The organism is Comamonas sp. lk, assembly GCF_900564145.1.
Classification (GTDB): Bacteria; Pseudomonadota; Gammaproteobacteria; order Burkholderiales; family Burkholderiaceae_C; genus Comamonas.
Map to the genome: position 1 here is coordinate 998,286 of NZ_UOOB01000001.1, position 12,915 is coordinate 1,011,200.

Below are 12,915 nucleotides of genomic sequence, written 5' to 3' on the forward strand. Positions count from 1 at the left end.
GATCAAGTATTTGATTTAATTGAAATTTTTCTCTCTAGTTAAATATGTCCCTAATTAAATTCCAATGATTTATGTCGGAATTTAATTAGAATCTGACCCTAATTAAAATTGTTTGCATAAGGTTATGTGCTGTCGTACGCTTGCGTTCCCTGCGAAATAAATTAGAGGATTCCCCATGACGACGGCTGCAGAGATCAAGCATCTCCAAGACCACGGTCTGTACTCCAAGAGCAACGAACACGACGCCTGTGGTCTGGGCTTTGTGGCTCATATCAAGGGCGAGAAGCGCCATGACATCGTTCTGGGTGCGCTGAAGATTCTGGAGAATATCGACCACCGCGGCGCCGTGGGAGCCGATCCTCTGATGGGCGACGGCGCAGGCATCCTGATTCAGATTCCGGACCAGCTCTACCGTGAAGAAATGGTCAAGCAGGGCGTGACGCTGCCTCCCGCCGGTGAGTATGGCGTGGGCATGATCTTCCTGCCCAAGGAGCACGCATCCCGCCTCGCATGCCAGCAGGAGATGGAACGCGCCATCAAGGCCGAAGGCCAGGTGCTGCTGGGCTGGCGCGATGTGCCGGTCAACCGCGACATGCCCATGTCGCCCACCGTGCAGGAAAAGGAACCCATCCTGCGCCAGGTTTTCATCGGCCGCGGCACGGACGTAATCGTGCAGGACGCACTGGAGCGCAAGCTGTATGTGATCCGCAAGACGGCCAGTGCCGCCATCCAGAACCTGGGCCTCAAGCACAGCAAGGAATACTACGTTCCCAGCATGAGCAGCCGTACCGTGGTGTACAAGGGCCTGCTGCTGGCCGATCAGGTCGGCGTGTACTACAAGGACTTGTCCGATGAGCGTTGCATCTCCGCCATCGGTCTGGTGCACCAGCGTTTCTCCACCAACACTTTCCCCGAGTGGCCTCTGGCTCACCCCTATCGCTATGTGGCCCACAACGGTGAAATCAACACCGTGCGCGGCAACTACAACTGGATGCTGGCTCGCGAAGGCGTGATGGCCTCGCCCGTGCTGGGCGACGACCTGCAAAAGCTCTATCCCATCAGCTTTGCCGGCCAGTCCGATACCGCCACCTTCGACAACTGCCTGGAACTGCTGACCATGGCTGGCTATCCCATCAGCCAGGCCGTGATGATGATGATTCCCGAGCCCTGGGAACAGCACGAGGCCATGGACGAGCGCCGCCGCGCCTTCTATGAATACCACGCCGCCATGATCGAACCCTGGGACGGCCCAGCTTCCATCGTGTTCACCGATGGCCGCCAGATCGGCGCCACGCTGGATCGCAACGGCCTGCGTCCTTCGCGCTACTGCATCACCGATGACGATCTGGTCATCCTGGCTTCCGAAGCCGGCGTGCTGCCCGTGCCCGACAGCAAGATCGTGCGCAAATGGCGTCTGCAGCCCGGAAAGATGCTGCTGATCGACCTGGAACAAGGTCGCATGATCGAAGACGAAGAGCTCAAGGCCAACGTCGTCAACACCAAGCCCTACAAGCAGTGGATCGAGAACCTGCGCATCAAGCTCGACCAGGTGCAAGTGCCCGCCGACTTTGTGGCCCCCGTCAAGGCCGCGGATCTGCCGCTGCTGGACCGCCAGCAAGCCTTTGGCTTCACCCAGGAAGACATCAAGTTCCTGCTGACGCCCATGGCCGAGAAGGGCGAAGAGGGCATTGGCTCCATGGGTAATGACAGCCCGCTGGCCGTTCTGTCCGATAAGAACAAGCCGCTGTACAACTACTTCCGTCAGATGTTCGCCCAGGTGACGAACCCGCCGATCGACCCGATCCGCGAGGCCATCGTCATGTCCCTGGTGTCCTTTGTGGGCCCCAAGCCCAACCTGCTGGACATCAACCAGGTCAACCCGCCCATGCGCCTGGAGCTGCAGCAGCCCGTGCTCGACGTGGAGGGCATGACCAAGCTGCGCGAAATCGAAAAGCACACCAACGGCAAGTTCAAGAGCTCCACGATCGACATCACCTATCCGCTGTCCTGGGGCAAGCAAGGTGTGGAGGCCAAGCTGGCTTCGCTGTGTGCCCATGCCGTGGACGAGATCAAGGGCGGCGCCAACATCCTGATCATCAGCGACCGCAACCTGAGCGCCACACAGGTGGCTATCCCTGCGCTGCTGGCGCTGTCGGCAATCCACCAGCATCTGGTGCGTGAAGGCCTGCGCACTACCGCTGGTCTGGTGGTGGAAACCGGTACCGCCCGCGAAGTGCACCACTTTGCCGTGCTGGCTGGTTACGGCGCGGAAGCGGTTCACCCCTATCTGGCGATCGAGACGCTGCAAGATATCTTCAGCCGCCAGGATGCCCCCATCACTGCCGACAAGGCCATCTATCACTATGTGAAGGCCATCGGCAAGGGGCTGTCCAAGATCATGTCCAAGATGGGCGTGTCCACCTATATGTCGTACTGCGGTGCCCAGCTGTTCGAAGCCGTGGGTCTGAACAGCGAAACCGTGGACAAGTACTTCACCGGCACGGCCAGCCGCGTGGAAGGCATAGGCGTGTTCGAGATCGCCGAAGAAACCATTCGCAACCACAACGCGGCTTTCAGCGACGACCCGGTGCTGGAAACCATGCTGGATGCCGGCGGCGAGTACGCCTGGCGTGCCCGTGGCGAGGAGCATATGTGGACGCCGGAAGTGATTGCCAAGCTGCAGCACTCCACCCGCGCCAACAACTTCGGCACCTACAAGGAATTCGCCCAGCTGATCAACGACCAGAGCAAGCGCCACATGACGCTGCGCGGCCTGTTTGAGTTCAAGTTCGATCCCGCCAAGGCCATTCCTGTGGACCAGGTCGAATCGGCCAAGGAAATCGTCAAGCGCTTTGCCACGGGTGCCATGTCGCTGGGCTCCATCTCCACCGAAGCCCACGCTACCCTGGCCGTGGCCATGAACCGCATCGGCGGCAAGAGCAACACCGGCGAAGGTGGCGAGGATCCCAAGCGCTATCGCAATGAGCTCAAGGGCATCCCCATCACCAAGGGCGAGACCCTGGCTTCCATCATCGGCGGCGACAAGGTCGAGTCCGATATCGAGCTGCTCGATGGCGACTCGCTGCGTTCACGCATCAAGCAGGTGGCTTCCGGCCGTTTTGGCGTGACGGCCGAGTACCTGGCTTCTGCCGATCAGATCCAGATCAAGATGGCTCAGGGCGCCAAGCCCGGTGAAGGCGGTCAGCTGCCTGGCGGCAAGGTGAGCGAGTACATCGGTGCGCTGCGTCACTCCGTGCCGGGTGTGGGTCTGATTTCGCCTCCTCCTCACCACGACATCTACTCGATCGAAGATCTGGCTCAGCTGATTCACGATCTGAAGAACGTGGCGCCTCACGCCAGCATCAGCACCAAGCTGGTGTCTGAAGTCGGTGTGGGCACGATTGCTGCAGGCGTGACCAAGTGCAAGAGCGATCACCTGGTGATCGCCGGCCATGACGGTGGTACCGGCGCTTCGCCCTGGTCTTCCATTAAGCATGCGGGCGGTCCCTGGGAAATCGGCCTGGCCGAGACCCAGCAAACCCTGGTGCTGAACCGTCTGCGCGGCCGTGTGCGCGTGCAGGCCGACGGCCAGATGAAGACCGGCCGTGACGTGATCATCGGCGCTCTGCTGGGTGCCGACGAATTCGGCTTTGCCACGGCTCCTCTGGTGGTTGAAGGCTGCATCATGATGCGCAAATGCCATCTGAACACCTGCCCCGTGGGCGTGGCCACGCAAGACCCGGTGCTGCGCGCCAAGTTCAGCGGCAAGCCCGAGCATGTGGTGAACTACTTCTTCTTCATCGCTGAAGAAGTGCGCCAGATCATGGCTCAGCTGGGTATTGCCAAGTTCGACGACCTGATCGGCCGTTCCGACCTGCTCGATACCCGCAAGGGCATCGCCCACTGGAAGGCACAGGGCCTGGACTTCAGCCGCCTGTTTGCCCTGCCCGAAGTGCCTGCCGATGTGGCCCGTTTCCACGTCGACACGCAAGACCACTTGCTGGACAAGGCGCTGGACGTCAAGCTCATCGAGCGCTGCAAGCCCGCTATCGAGAACGGCGAAAAAGTGCGCATCATGGAAGTGGCGCGCAACGTGAACCGTTCCGTCGGTGCCATGCTCTCCGGCGCCGTGACCAAGGCTCACCCCGAAGGTCTGCCCAACGACACCATCCGTATCCACTTTGAAGGTACGGGCGGCCAGTCCTTCGGTGCCTTCCTGTGCAACGGCATCACGCTGAACCTGACCGGCGAAGCCAATGACTACACGGGCAAGGGCTTGTCCGGCGGCCGTGTGGTGGTACACCCCAGCCATGAATTCCGTGGCAACAGCGTGAACAACACCATCGTGGGCAATACCGTGATGTTTGGTGCCACCAGCGGCGAGGCCTTCTTCTCCGGTGTGGCCGGTGAGCGCTTTGCCGTGCGCCTGTCCGGCGCCACGGCGGTGGTCGAAGGCGTGGGCGACCATGGCTGCGAATACATGACCGGCGGTACGGCCGTGGTGCTGGGCAAGACCGGCCGCAACTTTGCCGCCGGCATGAGCGGCGGTGTGGCCTATGTGTACGACGAAGACGGCAAGTTTGCCGAGCGTTGCAACACGGCCTCGGTCAAGCTGGAAAAAGTGCTGCCGCATGACGAGTTTGTCTCGCGTGTCGATCCCGGTATCTGGCATCGTGGCCAGAGCGACGACCAGCAACTGCGCGCCCTGATTGAAGCGCACAGCCGCTGGACGGGCTCCACCCGTGCCCGTGATCTGCTGGACAACTGGGCCGCTGCGCGTGCTAAGTTCGTCAAGGTGTTCCCGACCGAGTACCAGCGTGCGCTCGGCGAGATCTATGAACGCAAACAAAAGGAAAAGCAAGCTGCGCAAGCGCAAGCCACTCCCAAAAAAGAAGCAGCCCTGGCCAAGTAAGACGGCCTGAGAGAGGTGGTGCTGTATGCGCCACCTCACTGCGAGCGAACACAGATTTCAAGGAATAGACATCATGGGAAAGACCACCGGATTTTTGGAGTACGAACGCATCGAAGAGGGCTATGCCCCGGTTGCGGAACGTCTGAAGAACTACAAGGAATTCGTCATCGGTTTGACGACCGACCAGGCCAAGGTGCAGGCTGCACGCTGCATGGATTGCGGCACGCCTTTCTGCAACAACGGCTGCCCGGTCAATAACATCATTCCGGACTTCAACGACTTGGTGTACCAGGGCGACTGGAAGAACGCCATCGCCACGCTGCACAGCACCAACAACTTCCCCGAGTTCACGGGCCGCATCTGCCCCGCGCCTTGCGAAGCCGCCTGCGTGGCCAACATCAACGGCGATGCCATCGGCATCAAGTCCATCGAGCACTCCATCATCGACCGTGCCTGGGCCGAAGGCTGGGTCAAGCCCCTGCCTGCCAAATACCAGACTGGCAAAAAAGTGGCCGTGGTCGGCGCCGGCCCGGCCGGCATGGCCGCCGCTCAGCAACTGGTGCGCGCCGGTCACGACGTGACCTTGTTTGAAAAGAACGACCGCGTGGGTGGCCTGCTGCGTTACGGCATCCCCGACTTCAAGCTGGACAAGAGCCTGATCGACCGCCGCATGGAGCAACTGGTGGCCGAGGGCCTGAAGGTGCGCACCGGCGTGCTGATTGCCGGCAAGGATGGTCTGGGCAAGGATTCCAAGGTCACCAACTGGGCCAAGGAAACCATCAGCCCCGAACAGTTGCAGGCCGAATTCGACGCCGTGCTGCTGACCGGCGGATCCGAGCAGTCGCGTGATCTGCCCGTGCCCGGCCGCGAGCTGGATGGCGTGCACTACGCCATGGAGTTTCTGCCCCAGCAAAACAAGGTCAATGCCGGCGACAAGCTCAAGAACCAACTGCGCGCCGATGGCAAGCATGTCATCGTGATCGGTGGCGGCGATACCGGCTCCGACTGCGTGGGCACCTCCAACCGCCATGGCGCCAAGAGCGTGACCCAGTTTGAAGTCATGCCCATGCCGCCCGAAGAGGAGAACAAGCCCCTGGTCTGGCCTTACTGGCCGATCAAGCTGCGTACCTCGTCCAGCCATGACGAAGGTTGCGTGCGCGAGTTCGCCATCTCGACCAAGAGCTTCAACGGCGAAAAAGGCAAGGTCAAGAGCCTGACCACGGTGCAAGTCGAGTTCAAGAACGGCAAGCTGACCGAAGTGCCCGGTACCGAAAAGACCTGGGAAGCCGATATGGTGCTGCTGGCCATGGGCTTTGTGCATCCCGTGGCTACCGTGCTCGACGCTTTTGGCGTGGACAAGGACGCTCGCGGCAATGCCAAGGCCGGCACCGAATTCATTGGCGGCTATGCCACCAATGTGAGCAAGGTGTTTGCCGCCGGCGACATTCGCCGTGGCCAGTCCCTGGTGGTCTGGGCAATCCGCGAAGGTCGTCAAGCTGCTCGCGCAGTGGATGAGTTCCTGATGGGCGCTTCCGAGCTGCCACGCTGATTCTCAAAAGCTCCGGGCTTTCGGCCTCAAAAGCACCCGCATGGCCGGGTGCTTTTGTTTTTATAGCTCTATGTGCTTATAAATAATGGGCTTGAAGGCTTTTCCATCTGTTTTTAACGCAACCACAGCAGCCTTGGCACCACATCGGCACCGCAAAACAGCAGAGCGTTCTGCTGCCACTGCCGGCCCCAGGCCATGGCCGTGGCCTGGTCCATGTCCCAGATCAGCAGGCTGTCCTCGCCCGGCCACAGGGCTGCGGGGTCTTGCCCCTGGCCCGATTCAAACCGCCAGCCTTGCCGCTGTAGCGCGGTACGCAGTTGCTGCATGCGCTGTGTGTTCTCCGCATCGCTCAGGCGCTGACCCAGCGGATTGCAGGCCGTGAGGTAGCAGGCGCTGGTGCTTTGATGTGCCAGATAGGCCTGCTGCAGCCATGCATCGCGCTGGCCCACGCGCAAGGTGTGGACGAGGGCTCCTGCGGGATCAAACACCCGATAAAGCGCATTTTCATAGGCTTGCTGAAGTTCGGCAGGTAGCGATGTTGGGGTGAGCGGCATGGCGGTGCATGGGGTGAGCTATCTGCCATGCTCTAAACGGGTGCATGGTTTTGCAGCGGGGCGGGTGACGATGGCCTCTGTCTGCGCGACAATAGCGGATTCGGCGCCAGCGGCGTTCGGTCTTTTGCGGCCGGGCAGTTCCCACTGGCTGACCTTTCGCTTTTTTCCACTTCAAGCTTTGACGCCATGAAAAAACGTACCCTGTTGGCCACGGTGGCCCTGACTGCAATCCTGGCAGCCTGCGGCAAGAACGAGCCTGCATCCAATACTGCTGCAGCGCCTGCACCCGCAGCGGTTGCAGCCACCAAGCTGGTGGTGGGTCTGGACGACAACTTCCCGCCCATGGGTTTCCGTGACGACAAGAACGAGTTGGTGGGTTTTGACATCGACATGGCCAAGGAAGTGTCCAAGCGCTCGGGCATCGAAGTGGAATTCAAGCCAATCGACTGGAATGCCAAGGAAGCCGAGTTGCTGGGCAAGCGCGTGGATGCGCTGTGGAATGGCCTGACCATCCTCGAAGCCCGCAAGGAAAAGATTCTGTTCTCCGATCCCTACATGGTGAACAAGCAGATCATCATCGTGAAGGCCGGTTCGGACATCAAGTCCAAGGCTGACATGGCCGGCAAGACCGTGGGTGCCCAGGAAGGCTCCAGCGCCGTGACGGCCATGGAAAAGGATGCCGAGCTGCACGCCAAGTTCAAGGCCACCAAGCTCTATGGTGACAACATCGCCGCGCTGATGGATCTGGAAGCCGGCCGTCTGGACACCGTGGTGGTCGACGAAGTGGTGGGCCGTTACTACGTGAACAAGAAGCCCGAGAACTACACCGTGCTGGCGGACGACTTCGGCACCGAAGACTATGGCGTGGGCTTCCGCAAGGATGACGAAGCCACCCGCAACAAGGTCAACGACGTGCTGGCCGAAATGAAGAAGGACGGCAAGGCTGCTGAAATCGCCAACAAGTGGTTTGGCGCCGACGTCATCAAGCACTGATCTTCTGGATGAGTGCTGACCGGCAATGCCTGGCATTGCCGGTTTTTTTTGCTTTGCAACGACAATGCGTGCTGGTGGAAGCTGGCAAACACTTCCCACTTTTGCGCGCCCGAGCCTGTGGCGGGCTTTTGAAAGCCGTGGTGCCACACTGAAGGCCATTCGATGGAATATGTAATCTCGCTCTTGGGGCCCATGTCAGCTGGGGCTCTTGTAACTCTCAAGCTGTTTTTCATCACCCTGGCGCTGTCCATCCCCATGGGGCTAGCGCTGGCGCTGATGCGCATCTCCCGCATCAAGGCGCTGAGCTCGGCGGTAGGCGCCTATATCTGGCTGATGCGCGGCACGCCGCTGATGCTGCAGCTGCTGTTCGTGTATTTCGCCTTGCCGTTTGTGCCGGTGATCGGCGTGCGTCTGCCGGACTTTCCGGCAGCCGTGGTGGCTTTTGCGCTCAATTACGCGGCCTATTTTGCGGAAATCTTCCGTGCCGGCATCAAGTCCATAGACCGCGGCCAGTATGAAGGCGCCAAGGTGCTGGGCATGAGCTACGGCCAGACCATGCGCCGCATCGTGCTGCCCCAGATGTGGGCACGCATCTTGCCGCCTGTCAGCAATGAGACCATCACCCTGGTCAAGGACACCTCCCTGATCTATGTGCTGGCCTTGAATGATTTGCTGCGCGTGGCGCGTGGCGTGGTGCAGCGTGATTTCACCTTCACCCCGTTCATCGTGGCCGGCTGCTTCTATCTGGTGATGACGTTGGTGCTGACCTGGATCTTCCAATACCTTGAAAACCGCCATGCGAAGTATGACGCGTGACCCCCTGAGCGGCTTTGCCGCTTCCCCCAAGGGGGACGACAGCCTTTGCGTCGGGGCGGCCCTCGCTGGCCGTCTCTGTCTTGGTGCGTGCCAGTTTTCAGCGCTGAGCGCGATGGAGAGTTTGTAATGACGTCTGCATCTGACGTAATGATTTCGGCCCAAAGCATCCACAAGAGCTTTGGCAGCGTGTCCGTGTTGCGTGGCGTGTCGCTGGAGCTGGCGCGCGGCGAGGTGGTGGCCATCATCGGCCCCTCGGGCTCGGGCAAGAGCACGTTCTTGCGCTGTCTCAATCACCTGGAGACCATTGACCGGGGCACCATCGTCATCGAAGGCGAGGTGCTGGCGCGCTCCGAAGGCGAGGCCAAGGCCCAGTACGTGGGCGATGCCGAAATCCGCAAGATCGGTCGCAAGATGGGCATGGTGTTCCAGTCCTTCAATCTGTTTCCCCACCTCACGGTGCTGGAGAACATCATTGAGGCGCCCATGATCGTCAAGGGCTTGAAGCGCTCGGATATCGTCCCAAAGGCCGAGGTGCTGCTGGCCAAGGTCGGCCTGTCTGCCAAGCGCGATGCCTATCCCAACCATCTTTCGGGCGGGCAAAAGCAGCGCGTGGCCATTGCCCGTGCTCTGGCCATGGAGCCGGACATCCTGTTGTTTGACGAGCCGACTTCGGCGCTGGACCCCGAGTTGACCGGCGAAGTGCTGCGCACCATGCGCGAGCTGGCCGAAGAGCATATGACCATGCTGGTGGTGACCCATGAGATGGGCTTTGCGCGCGAAGTTGCCAGCCGTGTGATCTTCATGGATGGCGGCCATGTGGTGGAGCAGGGCCCGTCCGAAGTGTTTTTTGCCGCACCCCGGCACGAGCGCACCAAGGCGTTCTTGCACAATATGTTGTAAAAAAGCAGGTACTGCAGATTTGCTTGCTTTGAAGTAAATCTGCAGAATCTTCAGGCAAGGTATAAATTTTAAGCTCCTGAAACAGGAGTTCTGCCTTTGCTTGCAATAGGAAAAGCTATAGAAACATACATTCGCGTATGTATATCTAGGGTGAACCCGAGCTTTGCGGTCATCTTCTCGGCACAATACGCCTTCGGCCTGTTTTTCGTACCGCTTTCAACGCATGTCATCCAACGCCTCTTTTGTGGAATTGCGCAACGTCACCTTTGCCTATGGTGAACGCATCATCCTGCGCGACCTGTCTTTGCAGGTGCCGCGTGGCAAAGTCACGGCCCTGATGGGCGCTTCGGGCGGCGGCAAGACCACGGTGCTGCGCCTGATCGGCGGGCAAAACCATGCGCAAACCGGCCAGGTGCTATTTGACGGGCGGGACGTGACTCAGATGGGCGCCGCCGATCTGTATGCTGCGCGTCGCCGCATGGGCATGCTGTTCCAGTTCGGTGCCTTGTTCACCGACATGAACGTGTTCGACAACGTGGCTTTCCCCTTGCGCGAGCACACCGATCTGCCCGAAGAGCTGATTCGCGACATCGTGCTCATGAAACTGCATGCGGTGGGCCTGCGCGGTGCGCGCAAGCTCATGCCCAGCGAGATTTCCGGCGGCATGGCCCGGCGCGTGGCACTGGCGCGGGCCATTGTGCTGGACCCCGAACTCATCATGTATGACGAACCTTTCGCCGGGCTGGACCCGATTTCCCTGGGCACCTCGGCCCAGCTGATTCGCCAGCTCAATGACGCCATGGGGCTGACATCGATTTTGGTTTCCCACGATCTGGAGGAAACCTTTCGCGTTGCCGATCATGTGGTGATTCTGGGCAGTGGCGGTGTGGCCGCCCAGGGTACGCCCGAAGAGGTGCGTGCCAGCAGCGATCCGCTGGTGCAGCAGTTCATCAATGCCCGACCTACAGGCCCCGTGCCGTTTCACTATCCCGGTGTCAGCGCCCAAGAAGATTTTGGCGCTGCATCAGAAAGCCGCCGCCGCGCATGAATCCCCTGCATCCCGCGTGCATAGGCGCGGCCTTGCGCAAGCAGTTGAGCAATATCGGCATGGGCGTGCGGCTGTTCTTGCGCCTGCTGGCCCTGATGGGGCCGGCGCTCAAACGCCCGCGGCTGATTGGCGACCAGATTCACTTTCTGGGTAATTACTCGCTGGCCATCATTGGCGTCTCCGGGCTTTTCGTGGGCTTTGTGCTGGGCCTGCAGGGCTATTACATCTTGCAGCGCTATGGCTCGGCCGAGGCCGTGGGCCTGATGGTGGCCCTGAGCCTGTTGCGCGAACTCGGTCCCGTGGTCACGGCTTTGCTGTTTGCCGGCCGTGCCGGTACGGCTTTGACGGCAGAAATCGGGCTGATGAAGGCCGGTGAACAGCTGTCGGCCATGGAAATGATGGCGGTTGACCCCGTCAAACGCATTCTGGTGCCGCGTTTCTGGGCCGGTCTGATCACGTTGCCGCTGCTGACCGCCGTGTTCAGCGCCGTGGGCGTGATGGGCGGCTGGCTGGTGGGTGTGGTGATGATCGGGGTGGATGGCGGTGCCTTCTGGGGCCAGATGCAGCAAGGCGTGGACTGGCTCAACGACCTGGGCAATGGCGTGCTCAAGAGCATGGTGTTCGGCATTGCCGTCACCTTCATTGCCCTGCTGGAAGGCTATACGGCCAAACCCACGCCCGAAGGGGTTTCGCGTGCCACGACACGTACCGTGGTGGTGGCTTCGCTCACCGTGCTGGGGCTGGATTTCCTGCTGACGGCAACCATGTTCAGCATCTGAGCCCAGAGAAGTACAAGAGGAAAAAATCATGCAGCAAAACAAAAGTGATGTCTGGGTAGGTCTGTTTGTGCTGATCGGCGCGCTGGCTCTGGTGTTCCTGGCCTTGCAGTCCGCCAATCTGCTGAGTCTCAATTTCAACAAGACTTATGCCGTGACGGCCCGGTTTGACAATATTGGCGGACTCAAGCCCAAGGCGGCCGTCAAGAGCGCCGGTGTGGTGGTGGGGCGTGTGGAGTCCATTGGCTTCAACGACCAGACCTTCCAGGCCGATGTGGCCATGAGCATGGATACCCGCTATGCCTTTCCCAAGGACAGTTCGCTCAAAATTCTGACAAGCGGCCTGCTGGGCGACCAGTACATTGGAATTGAAGCGGGCGCCAGCGAGGACAACCTCAAGGCCGGTGATCGCGTGACGGCCACCCAGTCTGCCGTGGTGCTGGAGAACCTGATTGGTCAGTTCCTCTACAGCAAGGCAGAGCAGGGCGGCAGCAGCGATGCGGGCGCAGGCAATGGCGCGGCAAATGCCGGAGGCAAGCAATGATGACGACACGCCCACAGACTGTAGCAATGCAAGAATTCAAGCAAAACAAAGCCCAAGCCATTCAACGTGTTGCGCTGGTAGCTAGCATTTCGGTAGCGGCCTTGCTCACGGGCTGCGCAACCACGACAGGTGCGGCCAATCCGGCCGATCCGCTGGAGTCTCTGAACCGCAGCATCTACTCTTTCAACGAAAGCGTGGACGACGCCGTCTTCAAGCCCGTGGCCACGGCCTACCAGAACGTGACTCCGCGTGTGGCGCGCCAGGGTGTGACCAATGTCTTCGACAACCTGGGCGACGTCTGGTCATTTGTGAACAATGTGCTGCAAGGTCAGGGCCAGGGGGCTTACAACTCCATGGTGCGCTTTACCGTCAACAGCGTGTTTGGCATTGGCGGCCTGTTCGACGTGGCCAGCGAAGCCGGCATCGAGCGCTACAAGCAGGATTTCGGCCAGACCCTGGGGCGCTGGGGCGTGCCCACCGGCCCTTACGTGATGATCCCTTTGTGGGGGCCTTCCACGGTGCGTGATGCGGCAGGCCTGGTGGTGGATGCCTATGGTTATCCGCCCAACACGATTGACGACGTGCGCCTGCGCAACAGCCTGTTCGGGCTGCGCATGGTCAACACCCGTGCCAACTATCTGCAGGCCGGCGAGCTGCTCGATTCCGTGGCCCTGGACAAATACAGCCTGACGCGCGATGTGTATCTGCGCTCACGCATCGGTGGCGCGGTGTCCGGCGGGGATGGCAAGCTGGAAAACTATGATGACGACGACGCTGGTAAGCTGCCCCCCGATGGCGGCAAGTAAGCCGCAACCGCCAACAG

10 protein-coding genes are annotated in these 12,915 nt (G+C 60.4%); 9 read left to right on the forward strand and 1 reads right to left on the reverse strand.

The window, feature by feature from the left end; all coding sequences use genetic code 11:
- Positions 1 to 175 precede the first annotated feature (175 nt).
- Both EAO39_RS04415 and EAO39_RS04420 read left to right on the forward strand, forming a co-directional pair.
- Positions 176 to 4,912: a glutamate synthase-related protein gene (locus EAO39_RS04415; protein ID WP_120966333.1), complete on the forward strand. Its 4,737-nt coding sequence runs from the start codon at positions 176 to 178 to the stop codon at positions 4,910 to 4,912.
- Positions 4,913 to 4,985: 73 nt separating this feature from the next.
- Positions 4,986 to 6,461, forward strand: coding sequence for a glutamate synthase subunit beta (locus EAO39_RS04420; RefSeq protein WP_120966334.1), 1,476 nt, complete (start codon positions 4,986 to 4,988; stop codon positions 6,459 to 6,461).
- Between the two features lie 113 nt (positions 6,462 to 6,574).
- Here EAO39_RS04420 and EAO39_RS04425 read toward each other — a convergent pair whose 3' ends face one another.
- The gene (locus EAO39_RS04425) at positions 6,575 to 7,015 is read right to left on the reverse strand and encodes a DUF3293 domain-containing protein (protein ID WP_120966335.1); all 441 of its coding nucleotides are present in this window, start codon (positions 7,013 to 7,015) and stop codon (positions 6,575 to 6,577) included.
- Between the two features lie 186 nt (positions 7,016 to 7,201).
- Between EAO39_RS04425 and EAO39_RS04430 the strand changes: the two genes are divergently transcribed.
- The 7 genes from EAO39_RS04430 to EAO39_RS04460 all read left to right on the forward strand — a co-directional run bounded on the left by EAO39_RS04430 (position 7,202) and on the right by EAO39_RS04460 (position 12,898).
- Complete coding sequence (locus EAO39_RS04430; RefSeq protein WP_120966336.1) at positions 7,202 to 8,008, forward strand: amino acid ABC transporter substrate-binding protein; 807 nt, start codon at positions 7,202 to 7,204, stop codon at positions 8,006 to 8,008.
- A 162-nt stretch (positions 8,009 to 8,170) separates the two neighbouring features.
- On the forward strand, positions 8,171 to 8,824 hold the full coding sequence (locus EAO39_RS04435; RefSeq protein WP_120966337.1) for an amino acid ABC transporter permease: 654 nt from the start codon (positions 8,171 to 8,173) through the stop codon (positions 8,822 to 8,824).
- A gap of 147 nt (positions 8,825 to 8,971) precedes the next feature.
- Entirely contained in the window at positions 8,972 to 9,724 is a 753-nt protein-coding gene (locus EAO39_RS04440; protein WP_120966338.1) for an amino acid ABC transporter ATP-binding protein, read from the forward strand.
- Between the two features lie 223 nt (positions 9,725 to 9,947).
- Positions 9,948 to 10,772: an ABC transporter ATP-binding protein gene (locus tag EAO39_RS04445; protein ID WP_120966339.1), complete on the forward strand. Its 825-nt coding sequence runs from the start codon at positions 9,948 to 9,950 to the stop codon at positions 10,770 to 10,772.
- On the forward strand, positions 10,769 to 11,551 hold the full coding sequence (mlaE, locus tag EAO39_RS04450; RefSeq protein ID WP_120966340.1) for a lipid asymmetry maintenance ABC transporter permease subunit MlaE: 783 nt from the start codon (positions 10,769 to 10,771) through the stop codon (positions 11,549 to 11,551). Before EAO39_RS04445 ends, mlaE begins: the two co-directional genes overlap by 4 nt.
- A 28-nt stretch (positions 11,552 to 11,579) precedes the next feature.
- Positions 11,580 to 12,092, forward strand: a complete 513-nt coding sequence (gene mlaD / locus EAO39_RS04455) for an outer membrane lipid asymmetry maintenance protein MlaD (protein ID WP_120966341.1) — start codon at positions 11,580 to 11,582, stop codon at positions 12,090 to 12,092.
- A gap of 26 nt (positions 12,093 to 12,118) precedes the next feature.
- Entirely contained in the window at positions 12,119 to 12,898 is a 780-nt protein-coding gene (locus tag EAO39_RS04460; RefSeq protein ID WP_120966342.1) for a VacJ family lipoprotein, read from the forward strand.
- The last annotated feature ends 17 nt before the right edge of the window (positions 12,899 to 12,915 follow it).